Origin of the sequence: Labilibaculum sp. (assembly GCF_963664555.1) — a bacterium.
Taxonomy (GTDB): domain Bacteria; phylum Bacteroidota; class Bacteroidia; order Bacteroidales; family Marinifilaceae; genus Labilibaculum.
Genome location: NZ_OY761461.1, coordinates 1,724,432 through 1,742,193, shown reverse-complemented (window position 1 = coordinate 1,742,193; position 17,762 = coordinate 1,724,432). Strand labels below are relative to the sequence as shown.

The 17,762-nt window shown below is 33.7% G+C and carries 12 protein-coding genes; 6 read left to right on the top strand and 6 right to left on the bottom strand.

What is annotated here, in order from left to right; all coding sequences use genetic code 11:
- Positions 1–61: 61 nt before the first annotated feature.
- The 4 genes from ACKU4N_RS06830 to argS form a co-directional block, all read right to left on the bottom strand.
- Positions 62–418 (bottom strand): hypothetical protein, encoded by a 357-nt coding sequence (locus tag ACKU4N_RS06830; protein ID WP_321321856.1) that lies wholly within the window; start codon positions 416–418, stop codon positions 62–64.
- Positions 419–904: 486 nt separating this feature from the next.
- Positions 905–1,786 (bottom strand): bifunctional 5,10-methylenetetrahydrofolate dehydrogenase/5,10-methenyltetrahydrofolate cyclohydrolase, encoded by an 882-nt coding sequence (locus tag ACKU4N_RS06825; RefSeq protein WP_321321854.1) that lies wholly within the window; start codon positions 1,784–1,786, stop codon positions 905–907.
- A gap of 67 nt (positions 1,787–1,853) precedes the next feature.
- On the bottom strand, positions 1,854–3,185 hold the full coding sequence (ffh, locus tag ACKU4N_RS06820; protein ID WP_321321853.1) for a signal recognition particle protein: 1,332 nt from the start codon (positions 3,183–3,185) through the stop codon (positions 1,854–1,856).
- 193 nt (positions 3,186–3,378) lie between these two features.
- The gene (argS, locus tag ACKU4N_RS06815; RefSeq protein WP_321321852.1) at positions 3,379–5,172 is read right to left on the bottom strand and encodes an arginine--tRNA ligase; all 1,794 of its coding nucleotides are present in this window, start codon (positions 5,170–5,172) and stop codon (positions 3,379–3,381) included.
- A 388-nt stretch (positions 5,173–5,560) separates the two neighbouring features.
- Here argS and ACKU4N_RS06810 point away from each other — a divergent pair, with 388 nt between their 5' ends.
- The 3 genes from ACKU4N_RS06810 (at position 5,561) to ACKU4N_RS06800 (ending at position 10,014) form a co-directional block, all read left to right on the top strand.
- On the top strand, positions 5,561–8,539 hold the full coding sequence (locus ACKU4N_RS06810; RefSeq protein ID WP_321321851.1) for a tetratricopeptide repeat protein: 2,979 nt from the start codon (positions 5,561–5,563) through the stop codon (positions 8,537–8,539).
- 63 nt (positions 8,540–8,602) lie between these two features.
- Positions 8,603–9,595 (top strand): isoaspartyl peptidase/L-asparaginase family protein, encoded by a 993-nt coding sequence (locus ACKU4N_RS06805; RefSeq protein ID WP_321321850.1) that lies wholly within the window; start codon positions 8,603–8,605, stop codon positions 9,593–9,595.
- Between the two features lie 77 nt (positions 9,596–9,672).
- Positions 9,673–10,014, top strand: coding sequence for an avidin/streptavidin family protein (locus ACKU4N_RS06800; protein ID WP_321321847.1), 342 nt, complete (start codon positions 9,673–9,675; stop codon positions 10,012–10,014).
- Between the two features lie 47 nt (positions 10,015–10,061).
- On the opposite strand, the gene ACKU4N_RS06795 is transcribed toward ACKU4N_RS06800, so the two are convergent.
- A complete protein-coding gene (locus tag ACKU4N_RS06795) occupies positions 10,062–10,352 on the bottom strand; it encodes a hypothetical protein (protein WP_321321845.1) in 291 nt (96 codons plus the stop codon).
- 175 nt (positions 10,353–10,527) lie between these two features.
- Between ACKU4N_RS06795 and ACKU4N_RS06790 the strand changes: the two genes are divergently transcribed.
- Positions 10,528–11,340: an aminotransferase class IV gene (locus ACKU4N_RS06790; protein ID WP_321321843.1), complete on the top strand. Its 813-nt coding sequence runs from the start codon at positions 10,528–10,530 to the stop codon at positions 11,338–11,340.
- 5 nt (positions 11,341–11,345) lie between these two features.
- Here ACKU4N_RS06790 and ACKU4N_RS06785 read toward each other — a convergent pair whose 3' ends face one another.
- Positions 11,346–14,285: a sensor histidine kinase gene (locus ACKU4N_RS06785; RefSeq protein WP_321321841.1), complete on the bottom strand. Its 2,940-nt coding sequence runs from the start codon at positions 14,283–14,285 to the stop codon at positions 11,346–11,348.
- Positions 14,286–14,751: 466 nt separating this feature from the next.
- Between ACKU4N_RS06785 and ACKU4N_RS06780 the strand changes: the two genes are divergently transcribed.
- Together ACKU4N_RS06780 and ACKU4N_RS06775 are read left to right on the top strand one after the other, a co-directional pair.
- Complete coding sequence (locus ACKU4N_RS06780) at positions 14,752–15,312, top strand: hypothetical protein (protein ID WP_321321840.1); 561 nt, start codon at positions 14,752–14,754, stop codon at positions 15,310–15,312.
- A gap of 14 nt (positions 15,313–15,326) precedes the next feature.
- Positions 15,327–17,759 (top strand): cache domain-containing protein, encoded by a 2,433-nt coding sequence (locus ACKU4N_RS06775; protein ID WP_321321838.1) that lies wholly within the window; start codon positions 15,327–15,329, stop codon positions 17,757–17,759.
- Positions 17,760–17,762 lie beyond the last annotated feature (3 nt).

Genomic DNA, 17,762 nt, shown 5'->3' with positions numbered 1-17,762 from the left:
TTATTTTATTGATGTATTTCTCTCAAACAGAGATGACAACACCACATTTAGCAATTACAAACTAAGAGATCTTCCGTTGAGCTTTTCGAGCTGCAATAATCAGTAAGTAACCGGCAATTACCGGTCCGTAAGATAAAAAATAATATCCCTTCATGTCAAACCAATGAAAATAGGTTCCGAGAGTAATGATTCCACCAATTATCATTAAAGTCCATCCCATCAAGCGTAATTCCCGAGCCTTAAACTTCCCTTTCTTCTTCACTTCACCTCTCAACATCCGATCATCAATTGCACGGACAATATCCTTAATTAGATCTTCTTCGATATTTTTTTCTGCTAACTCTTTACGAATTTGGGAAAAATCCATTCCCTCGATTTTTTTCTGGTGATACAAATCGACCAACTCTTTAAAATCCATTTTTATAATATTTTTTGTGATGTATAAAACTACTTACAATTGAACGAATATTCAACCTAACACAGGAAAATATTTTGATGCAATATCACCTCTCATCGTCATTTGAAAGGGCAATACAGTTCTCCAAAAACATAGAAGATAAATTAATCTGTCTTTATATTTATTTCATTTCACACTCTCTCAAAAACATATAAATATCTCTTATCATCCTTGTCTTTACCTTCAAAAAACAATGATTATCACCATTTCCTTTTTCGTTTGAAAATAGACTGCCGTAAGCCAGAAACTCTTCTTTTTTATTTTTGGACACATCCTAAATTGAAACAGATTCTTCAGGAACGCTCCTTTGCCTGTAATACCAATTTAATTTCAAATGAACCAATAAACGATGCTATGAAATTATTTCTTTTGAATTTCTGCTTCATAAAAAAAGCAGACTTCCTATTATAAGAAGTCTGCTGAAATATAAATTATTAATCTCTTATTCTATTTGTATATTTCCTTTTTTGCCGCAAGCAAAGTATTCTGTAACAAGGAAACAATTGTCATTGGACCAACGCCACCCGGAACAGGAGTTATGAAGGATGCTTTAGGAGCAACTTCATCAAACTTCACATCGCCCAACAGCTTCCAGCCCGACTTTGTTTTATCAGATTTTACTCGGTGAATTCCAACATCGATAATAACAGCGCCTTCTTTTACCATATCACCTGTTAAAAACTCTTTCATTCCCAAAGCAACAATCACGATATCCGCCTGGCGGGTAATTTCTGCAATGTTCTTAGTTCTGCTGTGGCAAAGTGTAACTGTACAATCGCCATACTCAGCTTTACGCGACATTAAAACACTCATTGGAGTACCTACAATGTTGCTTCGGCCAATAACAACGCAATTTTTACCTGATGTCTGAATTTTATATCTTTTCATCAACTCAACAATTCCTGCCGGAGTTGCCGGCAAATAGGTAGGAAGGCTCGATACCATTTTACCAACATTCATAGGATGAAATCCATCAACATCTTTTTCGGGACGTATGGTTTCAATCACTTTCGATTCTGAAATATGTTTTGGCAATGGCAATTGAACAATCAATCCGTCGATATCATCGTCGTCATTCACTTTTCTGATTTCTGCAAGCAATTCTTCCTCGGTAATGTCCTCTTCGAAACGAAACTCTGAAGATTTAAAACCTACCATATGACAAGCTTTCACTTTTGCAGCCACATAAGTTTCACTGGCTCCGTCGTGTCCAACAATCATAGCAGCCAAATGAGGAGTTTTTCCTCCAGCCTTTTTGATTAGTTCTACTTCGGCAGCAATTTCCTGCTTCACCTCTGCTGAGATTTTTTTTCCGTCGATTAATTCCATGGTTGTATCGTTTTGCGGTATAAAAAATGCCTGACCAAGTGGCCAAGCATTTCTATTTGTAAGTTTATTATCTTCGGCCTCCCATATTCCCCATCATTCGGGACATGTTTCCGCCTTTTGTCATCATTTTCATTAATTTCCGCGTTTCGTCAAATTGTTTGATTAAACGATTCACGTCCTGAATGGTAGAACCACTACCATCGGCAATCCTCTTTCTTCTTGATCCGTTAATTAGCCCCGGATCTTCTCTCTCTGCCGGAGTCATCGAAAATATAATTGCTTCAACACCTTTAAAAGCGTCATCATCAATATCAACATTCTTAAGTGCTTTTCCAACACCAGGAATCATAGAAGCCAAATCTTTCAGATTACCCATTTTCTTAATCTGCGAAATCTGAGACAGGAAATCGTTGAAGTTAAATTGGTTCTTGGCAATTTTCTTCTGAAGTTTTCTAGCTTCGTCAGCATCAAATTGATCCTGGGCACGTTCTACAAGCGAAACAATATCACCCATACCCAAAATACGATCGGCCATACGACTGGGATGGAAAACATCAAGAGCTTCCATTTTCTCGCCTGTACCAACAAATTTGATTGGCTTGTTAACAATTGAACGAATTGAAAGCGCAGCTCCACCACGTGTATCACCATCCAATTTCGTTAAAACAACACCATCAAAATCCAAACGCTCGTTAAATTCTTTAGCTGTATTCACCGCATCCTGACCGGTCATGGAATCGACAACAAACAGAATCTCGGAAGGATCAATAGCTTTTTTAACAGCCTCAATTTCCTTCATCATTTCCTCATCGATAGCCAAACGACCAGCTGTATCGACAATCACCAAATCGTTTCCGTTTGCTTTTGCCTGCTTAATGGCATCCTGAGCAATCTTAACAGGGTTCTTGCTCTCAATATCTGTATATACAGGAACTCCAATTTGTTCTCCTAATACTTTCAGCTGTTCGATCGCTGCAGGACGATATACATCACAAGCAACCAACAATGGATTCTTAGAACGTTTTGTTTTCAGAAGATTTGCCAGTTTACCTGAAAAGGTGGTTTTACCCGAACCCTGCAAACCAGCAATTAATATTACAGCAGGTTTTCCCTGAATATTTATATCAACCTGTGTACTCCCCATTAATTCAGCCAACTCATCGTGAACGATTTTCACCATTAACTGATTCGGCTTCAATGAGGTTAGTACATTCTGACCTAATGCTTTTTCTTTTACTGTATTGGTAAAGGACTTGGCTATACTAAAGTTTACATCGGCATCCAAAAGGGCACGTCTCACATCTTTCAATGTTTCTGCTACATTGATTTCAGTAATTTTTCCTTGCCCCTTTAATATTTGGAAGGATCGCTCAAGTCGTTCGTTAAGATTTTCAAACATTATTATACAGATTTATATTTCACTGCAAAATTAAAAAAATCTACTTAGCGATAAAGGCTATACGATAGAAATATGGATAATTTCGTCAATGATTTTTCATTTTTTTTAGAAATCGTAAAAAAACAACACATTTTAAAATAAAAAAAGAGCGAATTCCAAAAATGAAATTCGCTCTTCAATAACAAATATATTTTTACATTCTCTCGGGAACACCAATTCCCAAAAGTTCCATTCCACTTTTTATAATCTGAGCAATCTGTTTGGAAAGCACCATACGAAACGCTCTTAATTCTACATTTTCCTCTTTAGCAATTGGAAAATCGTGATAAAATTGATTGTATTCTTTCACCAAATCATATATGTAATTGGCAATTTGTGCAGGACTTGTTGTGTCTCCGGCTTCTTTAATAATAACCGGATAACTGGCAATCATTTGAATTAAATTTGATTCTTTCTCAGAAATTTCAATCTCTGTATTCGCGAATTCAGGAAATTCAATTCCTTCCTCAACAGTCTTTTTCAAAACCGATTGAATTCGAGCGTATGTATACTGAATAAATGGCCCGGTATTCCCGTTAAAATCAATTGATTCTTTAGGATTAAACATCATATTCTTCTTAGGATCAACCTTAAGAATAAAATATTTCAATGCTCCCATAGCAACTTTGTTGTACACGTCCTCAGCCTCTTCGGTAGAATACCCCTGTAATTTACCCAATTCATTTGAAGTGTCGCGGGCTGTATTTACCATTTCATCCATTAACTCATCCGCATCAACAACAGTTCCTTCTCGGGATTTCATTTTACCTTCCGGCAATTCAACCATACCATACGACAGATGCTGAATTTTATTACTCCACTCATATCCCAGCTTACCTAAAACCAGCGACAACACCTGGAAATGATAATTTTGTTCATTACCTACAACATAAATATGCTCATCGATACTGAATTCGTTGAATCGTTCGTAAGCTGTACCAATATCCTGAGTCATATAAACAGAGGTTCCATCATCACGTAACAATAGTTTATGATCCAATCCGTCTGCCTCAAGGTTAGCCCAAACAGAACCAGTATCTTTACGGTACAAAACTCCTTCTTCCAAGCCTCTTTCAACAATTGCTTTTCCTTTCTTATAGGTTTCCGATTCGAAATAAACTTTATCGAAATCAACGCCCATTTTTTTATAAGTAACATCGAAACCAGCCAAAACCCAATCGTTCATCTTTCTCCACAAAGCAACAACTTCCTTGTCACCCGCTTCCCATTTCACCAACATCTCCTGAGCTTCCAACAACAAAGGAGCTTGTTTTTTAGCTTCATCAGCATCCATTCCATTGGCTACTAATGTTTCAATTTCTTTTTTGTATTCCTGATCGAATTTCACATAGTACTTGCCAACCAAATGATCTCCTTTTAAACCAGTTGATTCAGGAGTTTCACCTTCACCAAAACGCAGCCACGCAAGCATCGATTTACAGATATGAATCCCCCTGTCGTTCACCAAATTTACTTTGATTACTTCGTAACCATTTGCTTTTAAAATTTGAGCAACAGAATACCCCAATAAATTATTTCGAATATGCCCTAAGTGCAACGGCTTGTTAGTGTTTGGCGAAGAATACTCGATCATCACTTTTTTAGCACCTGCCTCTAATTTTTTAAAGCCATAGTTTTCCGTTTGAAAAGCAGCATTCAGTACTGATATCCAATAAGAGCTGTCAATAAGCAAATTCAGAAATCCTTTTACAACATTAAAAGCAGTAACCGCTTCAATATTTTCCTGAAGAAAAACACCAAGATCATTGGCTGTAGCTTCCGGTGATTTTTTTGAAAAGCGCAAAAAAGGAAATACAACTACAGTTAAATCACCTTCAAATTCACGTCTTGTTTTTTGAATTTGAACTGTTTCATTATCAATCACCTGACCATAAAAACTATTTACGGCCTCTACAATCTTACCCTTTATAATGCTTTCAATACTCATCTGAAAATTCTTTATTTCGAATTCAACTATTTACATACTATATCTTCTGCCGGATCAAAAAGAACTTTCAGCCAGCATTGCCTTTCCATGCATTAACCGACCCAAAAATCACTCTATAATCCGAATGCGCAAAGATAATACGAATAAAATAAATAGTTCCCTACATTTAGAAAAAAGTCATTCATAACCATGTTTATGGAATCCCTCAAATAGCCTCATCTATTTAACTTTTCATAAGCTAACATTACTTATCTTTGAAAAAACACATACAAAGAGTCCCTTTTATTTAATACTATTTGACTCGTTTTTATTGTACAGATAGCAAAACAACAAAACTTTTTATTTAAAGTTATAACAGTTACTTGCACGAATCCTCAAGCCAAAAAGAATGAAAAACGTACTACTTATTCTACTTTCATTAATCATCACCTTTCCTGTTAAAGCTACATTCCAATCAGAAAAAATAGATTTTAAAATAAAAAACTCAAATCTTGATCGAGTAATTGAAATTGCTCAATCCAACTTCAATTCAAATAATGCTGAAGCTTTAAAATTAAGCATGCTGGCCGCAGAAAAAGCACTTGAATTTGAAAACATGAAACAATATGCAAACGCTAATGAATTATTAGGCCGAATACATTCATATCAAGGAGAATTGAAAAAAGCAAAAACCTGTCTTGATGCTTCTTTTGAATATTGGAAAAACATGAGAGACACTCTTAGAATGAGTTTTTGCTATGGTTATTTAGGCGATATAAACTATTCAATATGTAAATATGATACCGCAGAATTGTTTTACCAAAAAGGATTTGAATTTAAAAAACTTACCAAGGATAGTATTAACTTCAGTTTTAGCTACAATGCCATTGGAAATATAAAACTGGAAAATTGCAAATACAATGAAGCCCTGGAAAATTACAAAAAGGCATTAAAGTTAAATATACGCTTCAAGAGCATTTCCGGTATTTGCTACACTCACAATGCATTAGGCAATGCTTATTTTGAAATTAATGATCTTAAATCATCAAAAAAACATTTCGAAGAAGCTCTGAAAATTGGTAAAGAGAATCATCTCGACAAAAATATTGCATATACCTTAAACCAGCTGGCAAAACTAAACAACAGATTAAGCAATAGATCCACAGCCATCGATTTATATAATGAATCCTTACAAATCAGCGAAAAATTGTTGTCGAAAAATGGATTGGGACTATCTTACATGGGGATTGGTGAGGTCTATCAAGCTCTCATGCAAAATGACAAAGCACTGGAATATCATCATAAAGCGCTAAAACTTTTTGAAGAGCTTGGATCTCAAAAAAACATTGCGAATTGCTATATAAACATTGGTATGGTTTTGTATGAAATGAAGGATCATGCCATGGCTCGGGAAAAATTTCAAAAATCAATAGAAATTAACGAACGAATCGGTTATTTAAAAGGTGTGGCCAATGCTTATCGCAAAATCGGAAACACCTACTATCAAGAAAAAAACTACCCTATTAGTCTTACCAACTATAATAAATCACTTACCATTCAAAAAAAAATCGGCAATTTAAAAGGGATCGCATCCTGTTATACAAACATTGGTTTAATTCACATAAAAAGAGATAGTAGTGATTTAGCAATGGATGTTTTCAACAAGGCAATTGTCATTAATATGGGTATTAATAATATTGGTGGAGTTGCGTCTACTTACAATAATTTGGGTGAATTATATAAGACTAAAAATAACCACAAAAAGGCAATTCAGTATTTGTTAAAAAGCTTTGATATAGCTTCTAAAATTGACCGGAAAACACTCATGGCAGAAAGTGCCAAAAATTTATCGGAAATTTATTCATCGGATAAAAATTATAAACAATCATTGCACTATCACCAGTTGTATTTCGATTTGTACAATCAAATGTACAATGCACAAATGGAAAATAGAATTGGCTGGATTCAGATGCAAAACGAAAGAGAGAAACGCGTAAGTCTGGAGAAAATTTTCGCCAATGAAAAATCAATCGAAAAAGAGAAATTAAATAAGCAATCCCTTATCAATTCCTTTTTAATGGTTATTGTAGTTCTTATTCTACTCTCAACAACATTAATTTATAGTCTTTACCTTGCTGTAAAAAAGGCAAATAAGAAATTAACCAGCGAAATTACGGTACGGAAAAAAGCCGAATTGCAACTAGAGGACAATCATCGAAATCTTGAGAGCCTCGTGAAAATAAGGACGATTGAATTAATTAAAGCAAAAGAAAAAGCAGAACAATCGGATCAATTAAAATCCTCCTTTTTAGCGAACATGTCTCATGAAATTAGAACTCCAATGAATGCTATTATTGGGTTTTCTAAATTACTTACGATGACCAATTCTACAAAAAAGCAAAACCATTACACATCAATTATTTATGAGAACGGACATGTTTTGCTCACTCTTGTTAACGATATCATGGACATTTCGATGCTTGAATCAAAGCAGCTCAAAATTAAAAAAACCACTTTTAAGGTTTATCCAATACTCGAAGAATTGAAAAGCATTTTCGATGAGATAAAATATGCTGACAAAAAGAATGACATCAAATTTACCATTCACAATAATAATGTACCTAAAGATCTTACAATTAACTCTGATCGGATTCGAATAAAACAGATTCTTATAAATCTCTTACGAAATGCTTTAAAATTCACAAAATCGGGTCATATTGATTTTGGCATCGAATTAATTGAAGACAAACTTCGCTTCTTCATTAACGACTCAGGCATTGGTATTCCGTACGAAGATCAATCTTTAATTTACGATCGTTTTAGACAGGCAAGCAATAATTCGGCAGAACATGGAGGCACAGGTCTGGGCTTAACAATTTCAAAGAATCTGGTTGAATTATTAGATGGTAATATTTGGTTTACATCAAAACCGAATGTAGGAAGCCAATTTTATGTCGATCTTCCTTTGCAATCAAATTCAATTAAAATAAGCTCTGAGACTTCAAAAAACGATAAGGGTACAGATTTTACCGGCAAAAAAATACTTGTGGCAGAAGACACAAAATCAAATTTCCTTTACATTAAAGAAGTACTCCGTAAAACAAATGCAGAAGTAACCTGGACAAAAAATGGGGATGAAACTGTTGAGCAATTTAAATTAAACCATTTTGACCTGGTATTGATGGACATTCAATTGCCAAAAATTGACGGATACGAGGTTACTAAGAAAATAAAGCTGCAAAACCCGCATGTGCCCGTAATAATTCAAACTGCCTTTAACCATAGGGATGAAGAGCAAAAACATTCAGAACCGGCCTTTGATGACTTCATTACAAAACCCTATACGGGAAGCCAACTTCTTCGTATCATATCACAGAATCTGCCTTAATAAAGCCATACTAAAATCTCAAATGCTTCATCATTAGCATTTTTGATAAAAAACATTTCTATCATGAAAAAAGCAATTCTACCATTATTAATTATCATCACTCTAATAGTAAGCTGTTTTCTATTTTATCCCGAAACAGAAAAAAAATCTGATTATGCAATTGTAATTCATGGAGGAGCCGGAACCATTTTACGTGAAAATTTCACTCCTGAAAAGGAAGCACGGTATAAAAAAGCACTGCAAAATGCACTGCAAATTGGTGATTCTATATTAAGAAATGGCGGAAGCAGCCTTGATGCGGTTGAAAAAACAATTCACATCCTAGAAAACTCCCCTCTTTTTAACGCTGGTAAAGGTGCAGTATTTACCAATTCCGGAAAGAACGAACTTGATGCCTCGATTATGTGGGGAAAAGATCTAAATGCAGGAGCAGTTGCTGGGGTTGATGATATAAAAAATCCTATTAGTGCAGCCAGAAAAGTCATGGAAAATTCAGAACATGTCATGCTGAGTGGACACGGAGCTTCTGATTTTGCTAAAACACAAGGTTTGGAAATAGTTGACCAGAGTTATTTTTTCACACAAAACAGATGGGATCACCTGCAGGAGATCCTTAAAAAAGAGAAAGAAATGACTAAAGAAGACCGTCATGGAACAGTTGGATGCGTAGCTTTGGATAAAAATGGAAACCTGGCTGCAGGAACCTCAACGGGAGGCATGACAAATAAGCGTTTCGGTCGTATCGGAGACTCTCCTATTATTGGTGCCGGTACTTATGCCAACAATTCAAGCTGTGCAATTTCATGCACTGGTCATGGTGAATTTTTTATCCGCTTAGGCGTTGCTAAAGATATTTCATCCATGATGGAATACCAAAATATTGGTTTGGAGGAGGCCAGCAATAAAGTTATTGACAAATTGACTAAAATAGGAGGAACCGGTGGCATCATTGGCCTTGATAAAAACGGCAATATTGTCATGAAAATGAATACCGATGGGATGTACAGAGCTTATTCCAATTCAAAAGGAGAAACCGATATATTGATTTATAAATGAGAACAATTTATTTTGCCGAATGAATATTTCAAGCTAAATTAAACTTAGTCAACAATCACACAAAAAAAAATTAAGCTATGAAGATAAACCTTAACGGAAAATGGAAAAACCAGTACAATTCAGAAATGGATTTAACTGTTACAGAAAATCGTGTAAGTGGAACATTTCAAACTGCAATAGGACAACCCAAATTCGAAGAGAAATTTGAAATAACAGGAAAAATCAATGCCAATGTTATAGCATTTATGGTAGATTTTGAAAAGTACGGATCTATAGCTTGTTGGACCGGTCGTTTTGAATTGGACGAGATGGGGCCAGTTATTCACACCATGTGGCATTTGTCGCAAAGTGAAGGTGGTGAAGAAGAACAACTTGCCAAAGCAATTCTTACCGGAGTGGGGACTTTCAGAAAACCATAAGGATAAATTAAGGGGCTAATTAATTAGCCCCTTAATTTATTCTAATATTAGATTGCAACATCTAAATTATCAATTTTACCAAGTAGATCATGTGTTGAATCTAACAAATCATCGTATATCGACTTGTAATGATTCTTGATTTCTTTTGCTGTTTTACCACTTGCTTTCTCATTAACACGTGCAATATACTCATTTCGTGATGCCGCAGCTTCATTCATAATAACATACACCTCTTCTGACTTTTCTCTTCCAAAGAAATTCAAATGAATGATACCTCTCATTAGTATCTCATTCGTTAGGAAATTTATGTCTTTTTTAAAGTTTCTTCTGCTTGCCATAATTACAATTTTAGAATTTGATGATCGCTAAATTACTAAAAATACCAAGAGTATGCATTCCAAAATTTATAATTCACACACATCTATTTTATAATCTTAAAATCATTGCAATTGGTGAGTAAAAAAAGTTTATTTGTAGTTGCAAATCTACATTAAGAAAAGAGGCTGTTGATATATGAGTGAGTGTTTCCGTTATATTTTTCTAAAAAATGAAAAAGCAAAACCTGCTAAAGATTTTAATGATAAAATCTTTCTGCAGGGAATAAGCCTGTATGAAGTTATTCGGGTCGTATCTGGAAAAGCTTTATTTCTTGAATCTCATTTCCAACGATTAACCAATTCAGCAGCTTATCTTGAACAAAGCCTTTGGTTAAACCTGAATGAAATTAAAGCAAGTATTTCTAATTTAATTGCATTAAACGATTCCCAAAACGGCAATATCAAATTAGTATTTCATATCGAAGGCGAAAATAAAACTTTTCTGGCCTACTTTATTCAACATTATTATCCCACCGAAAATCAGTATAGGAATGGTGTTAGAACTCTTGTTCATCAGGCCGATCGACCTAAACCGAATGCAAAAGTATACAACCACTCCCTTCGTTCTGCAACTAATGATTTAATTAAAGAGGCTGAAATTTTTGAAGTATTGCTTCTAAACTCTATGGGAAACATTACTGAAGGAAGCAGGTCTAATCTTTTTTTTATTAAAAACGATGAATTGCATACAGCATTGGATACAGATGTTTTACACGGAATCATTCGCAGCAAAGTAATTGAAGCTGCTGAAGAACTTAAAATCCCTGTCCGAAAACACTCAATTAAATATGATGATTTACCAAGTTTTCAGGCGGCTTTTTTAACCGGAACATCAATACTGATTTTACCAATAAAAAGAATTAATTCAATTAGTTACTCAAGCTCTCATAAGATAATTGGAAAGTTGTCTGAAGTTCTTCGAACTAAAATTAGTGAATATTTGAAGTAGACATCTTATTGTTTAGGAAATCCGATCTCCACTTTAGTCCCACTTGGAAATCCATTTTCATCCATCAAATCTTCAATAAAATATTCATATACCCGACCATTACTCAGAACTTTATTCAATAATTTAATTCTGTCCTTTGTAATAATCATTGTTTTATGATGGATTTTAATATTAGAATCCTCGTGCAGGCTTTTGGTCTTTTTGCGCCCAACACCATTATCTTTAATAATGCATCGCAAATAACCATCGTGTTCAATCTCGAAATTCACATCAAGATCTCCCTTTGTCTCCGCTCCTGCTAACCCGTATCTTATTGCATTTTCCAAAAATGGCTGTATCAGCATTGGTGGCAATTTAGACTGATAAGGATTGATTGCCGTATTTACAGTTATTTTGTATGAAAATTTATTAGAAAACCGCATTTGTTCCAACTTCAAATAGAGTTGTAAATAAGCAATTTCATCGGATAAAGAAATAAAATCCTTATTTGCATTTTCAATCTTCTTTCTCAACACATCCGAAAAATCAGAAAGATATTCCAATGCACTCTCTTTTTTCTCTCCCAAAATATAACTCTGTATTGAATTCAAAGAATTAAAAATAAAATGTGGATCCAATTGATTTTGTAATGATTTCATTTTAAGACCTATAACCCTATTGAACTGTTTGGTTCTTGCTTTTTCTCTTTTTCTAATAAAATAGGCATAACACCACATAGCAACATAAACAATTCCTCCTAAAACCAAGCCCGACAATATGATAAACCACCACATTCTATACCACGGAGTCTTCACAACAATATCAAAAGAAAAAGGAATAATAACACCTTCGCTTAAATGTTTCGCTTCTACTTTTAAGGTATAATTTCCACTTGGCAAATGAGAAAATACAGCCTCTGAAGAATTGCTCCAATTTGACCATCTCTCATCAAATCCATCCAATAAATATCGAAACCGAACATTTGATATATTTTGGCAAAAATCTAATCCAAACGCAAAAGCTAAATCATTCTCATCATATTTTAATTCAATAGGTGAAATTGGAGAATTAGTCCATACATCTGCCTGCGATCCTGCTGGTCTCCAATCCTCATCATGAATCCTAATTGATTTAATACTAATTTTACTCTCAAAATGCTTTCTATTCCCAGTATTTGTCTCGATTTTCAGTAGTCTGTTCTTTGTCTTAACCCAAATATTCTGATCCTTATCAATAACTGACTGTTCTCCCGACTGATCAAAATACCCATCTTTCGAGTTCCAAAATTTAAATTTCAGCTCTGAATTTTTCAACCATGAACTGTACTCGAAACGATGCACTCCCAAATTCGTTCCACACCACAATGAGCCATCCTGTAAATATTGAATACCATGAATTGAGGTCCCTACCAATCCATTCAAACCAGTAATGGAGTCAATAAGAACCAAGCCACTTGATTTACTTTTTATTTTGTAAATTAAACCATTGTTTCCACTGGCAATAATTGTAGAATCCGGCAATACCAGTATGTCATTTAATACATTGTGAATATTCGAATTCTTTCTGTTAAAAATCCTAAATTCATTATTTTTAAATTGAACAATCCCCTTTTGTCGGGTTGAGATCCATATCGACGAGTTCTTCGCAACCATTTTACTTACACCAATGCGGGCCGACTTTGGAAATTTCAATATCGGTTTTTGTGAATCCAATCCGCTTTTAGTATAAAACTTAAATTGATTCTGCCAGAAACAAAGCAATTCGTCATCCTCTGTAAACACAAAATTCTTAGCGGGAGTAATTCCAATATATTTTAACTGAAAGTTATCTACATTAAGGGTGAAAAAACCCCTACTCGTTGATATCCATACTAATTCATCCTTATCTGTCCCCAATTTATAAATTGAGAAATCTTTGAGGCACTTAAATTCCCTATCAGACAGTGAGCAGAAATCATTAACTATTAAACGATGCTGAACCTGAGAAGCTTGAAAAATACTAATTTCATTTTTACTTGCCACAATTATATTTCCTCTCCGATCACAAACCAAATCCTTCAAAAGAGTATTTTTAAATCCAAGCAGGTCAGAATCAAGGTAGGTGAACTTTGAATTTTGCAATTGAATTAAACCTTGATTGTGTGTGCCAATCCATAAATCATCGTATCCTTTTCTTAAAAAAATAGAATGAATCACGCATTCATCCAACATTTTTTTATCTGACAAATCGGACAATAAATCACCACGAAGCCTTATCAATTTTTGTTTCTCTATTTCTTTTTCAAAATATCTCAACAAATAAAATTTTTGGGTTTCATTCCCCTCAACCTCAACAACATCACAAACTAATTTCTTTTTTGTTTTCGTTATAAGAGTAAACGGCTTACCAGATTCCAAAAGATTTCTGAGCTCAGTATTACTGTTTTGATAACCAATTTGAACTACGGGTAAATTTGCTTCGATATGATATTCCAGAACCTTGCCCGACTCGATTTCAAATTCAACATTCTCTTTTTGGGAGACACTATTTACAACAAATTTATTTTGAAATTGCCGAATCTTAAAAACGGATTTGTTCCATAAATTTCCAACCCGTTTCAATTTGGAGTTTTGCTCTTTATATACAAAAACCCCATCTGATGATCCCACAATTAAATTATCACTTGCTGCATTTTTCGCAAGACATGCAATATCGCTCTCTTCCGACACGGAATCCAACGGAAAGACTGAAAGCCTTTTACCATCAAATTTACAAAGGCCAACACCCTGTGCCGCAAACCATAAATTCCCCTTTTTGTCTTCACAAATTGAATTAATTCTTTCTCCCTGAAGTCTTGATAGTTCTTTTCTAAACTTAATTTCCTCACCAATAAATTCAAATAGTCCTACATCTGTAGCAAGCCAAACCAAACCTCTGGAATCTTCGAAAATATCAAGTATAATATTACTGGGAAGACCTTCAGACATTGAAAAATTCCTTGTTGACTGCAAATATGCTTTTACGCACATTGGCATCCCAACAAAAAATAACATTGTTAAGAATAATACTCTTCGGCTGAAAATCATTCTGCAATAATAGTAAATAAGTATAAATTAAAAATGTGTCAAATGTGTCAAGTACAATTGCAGCCATTTATTTGCTGCGAAACAGCATTAAACACGCTTAAATAATTACTTTAAAGATATTCTATCCACCGCAGAACGAACCCAAACTATAAATTTGCTTATCTACTATGATTCTGAATTACTAATAACAAGTGTGATTTTGTAAAAATTAAAGATAAAAAATTAACAATTTTTATTTTATTACGTATTTGGTTTATGAAAACATTTTAAAACATAAAAAGACTCAATTTTAAATTGAATTTATAAACCATTCATATAAATTCACTTCTTTTGTTCTCTATAATTACCAATTGAGAAAAATTATTTTATGAAATATACTTTTACTGCAACAAATTTAGGGAAGCTTTGTGAAGAGTATTCTGAGAATCAAAATTTTGTTCTCAACACACTCCCCCGTTTAAAAATTCTTCATGCAATAAAAAAAGACCTAAATACAATTACTAATTTGGAATGGAACATAGAATACAGTCCTGCTAATGTGAATATGAACAGGGTAATAATCCACTATCAAAATCAAGCATGTAAAGATTTCAATTTCTTTTATGAGATTCCGCTTTCCTTAAATTTTGAACTACGGGTCTTTCTTTCCAACTCATCCATTCATTTTATTGATTTGTACAATTTCCTTCTTGAAAAGAAAATTTTGATCAAAGATCAATTTTCGATAAAAGCGGCTTTCCATACAATTCCACATTTCGTAATCAACAAAAAAACGAAACGTTACGACATAAGTATTATCAATAAACATTCTAACAGTTATAAATTTAACGAAAACTTAATTGATGAAAATGTGAAAAATGATATTCAATCCGGATTTGAAATATTTAATCCAATTTTTGACCAAATAATAGAACAATTCAAAATTTGAGTTAATTTTAGAATATGAATTTAAGGCCTTTAAAACAGAAACAAAATAATCTTAGTGTTAGCAGAGCCTACTTTCTGCTATTTCTTGTATTAACGGTAAGCTTTCTTGTTGGAATAGGAGGCATTTGGATCTATAAAGAAATCTCAAAATTCACAATTGAATCAGAAGCTCTTAGAATTAAATCCATCGCTCAACAAAAGAAATTGTTGATAAGCAAAACAGAAGAGTGCACTAATTTTATTAATTATCAAAATGCTCAGGCCGAAAACAGAATTAAAAACAGACTTAAAAGCTTTGTTAATCAAGCACATGCTATTGCATCAAATATTTACAAACAGAACAAAGGGAAAATCTCCGATCAGAAAATAAAACAAATAATTAAGCAGGCTATTTCTCCCATTCGTTTCTCGAATGATAAAGGATACGTTTTTATTAACACTTTAGCTGGAAAAGGGATTTTGTATCCTTTCTCAAAAGAAAAGGAGGGGCAAAACCTGATTGATTTTCAGGATCTGAACAAAAATTATCTCATTAAGAATGAAATCAACTTAATGATGTATCAAGATGAAGCTTACACTAAATATGAAAATCCGAATAAGATAAAAAACAAATACAACGCTTACACAAAGGTGTCATATATCAAGAAATTCACACCTTACAATTGGTACTTTGGAAGTTTTTCTTTTTTAGATGACTTGGAAGAAGAAAACCAAAAAGAAGCATTAAATAGAATTAACCAAATAAGCCTTGGTGATGACAATTCTTTCTTTGTATATAAAAAAGATGGAACCTGTCTGCTTCATAATAACAATGAAAGTATTGGGAAAAACTATCGAGACTATAAAAATATTCTTCGTAGAAATAATGTTGCAAACATATTATCGCAAGCAGAAGTTAATGGGAAAGGTTTCGTTGAATATCAAGATCCATCTATAGAAAAGGGAACGAAGGTTTCGTATATCGTAACAATTGACGATTGGGACTGGGTGATTGGAGCAGGTATCTACACAAGAGATATTGACGCAAACATTCAAACAGCCCATATTGAATTGCGGGAAACAGTTTTAAAATATATTTATCAAATTATTATTTTAATTGTAATTGCCATTCTAGCCTTCTATTTCACGTCTAAATTTATTTCAAAAAAGATGAATCGAAACTTCGTTTCATTCAATAATTTCTTCCGTAAAGCATCCACACAATCCATTAAAATTAATCCTGATGAATTATATTTCCCGGAATTTCGGGATATGTCAAAAACAATTAACAGAATGATTGACGTTCGTAGTCAGAAGGAAAAAGAATTAGAAATTGCTAAAGAACGTGCGGAGGAATCTGATCGTTTAAAATCTTCCTTTCTTGCCAACATGTCTCATGAAATACGTACTCCAATGAATGCTATTATCGGATTCTCGGAGTTGTTGCAGGAAGATGATATCCCTTATGACACCAGAAAACAATTTTTCAGTCATATCAGAAATAGTGGAAATTCCTTACTAAATTTAATTAATGATATAATCGATTTTTCAAAAATTGAATCCGGAGAGCTAAAAATCTCCAGAACAATTTTTAATTTAAATCAGCTTTTTGATGAATTACACCAGACTTTCGAAAAAATTAAAACGGGCAAAGGAAAAGATCATATTAAACTTCAGTTCTTAAAAGGATTAAGTGATGAGCAATCTGTTATTTACACTGATCCCTTTCGTCTAAAACAAATTATCACAAATCTTATTGAAAATTCGTTAAAATTCACCGAAAAAGGCAGTGTTATAGTTTCGTATCAATTGAATGAAGATGAAATAATCTTTTCGATAAGAGATACTGGGATTGGAATATCGAAAGACAAGCAAGAGGTTATTTTTAACCAATTCAGACAAGCAGATGATTCCCATGCTCGAAAATATGGAGGAACTGGCTTGGGACTTTCCATATCAAAAAAACTGGTAAAACTTTTGAATGGTAAAATGTGGCTGGAATCTACTGTAGATGTTGGCAGCAGCTTTTTCATCAGCATCCCTTATCAAAAAGAGAAGACTCCTGCAGTAAATTCAACATCAAATGAAGATTCTGATTTCAATAAAAATTTAGCAGGAAAAAAGATTTTGATCGTGGATGATTATAAGGTAAATCTCACCGTCTTGGAAAAAATGCTTAAAACAACAGGAGCTGAACTCATCGTAGCAAAAAATGGAGAGATAGCTGTTGATTATTGCACAAAAAACCATTTTGATCTGATTCTATTAGACCTGCAAATGCCAAATTTAAATGGCTACGACACATTTAAACTAATTAAAAAAGATAGTCCGGACACAAAAATAATTGCTCAAACGGCCTATGACTTAGCCAATGAAAAAGAACAGGTTCTTAAGTCAGGATTTGATGGCTTCATTGCCAAACCAATTATCAAACAAGAATTAATTGAAATTATCCACAAGATAATTTAATGA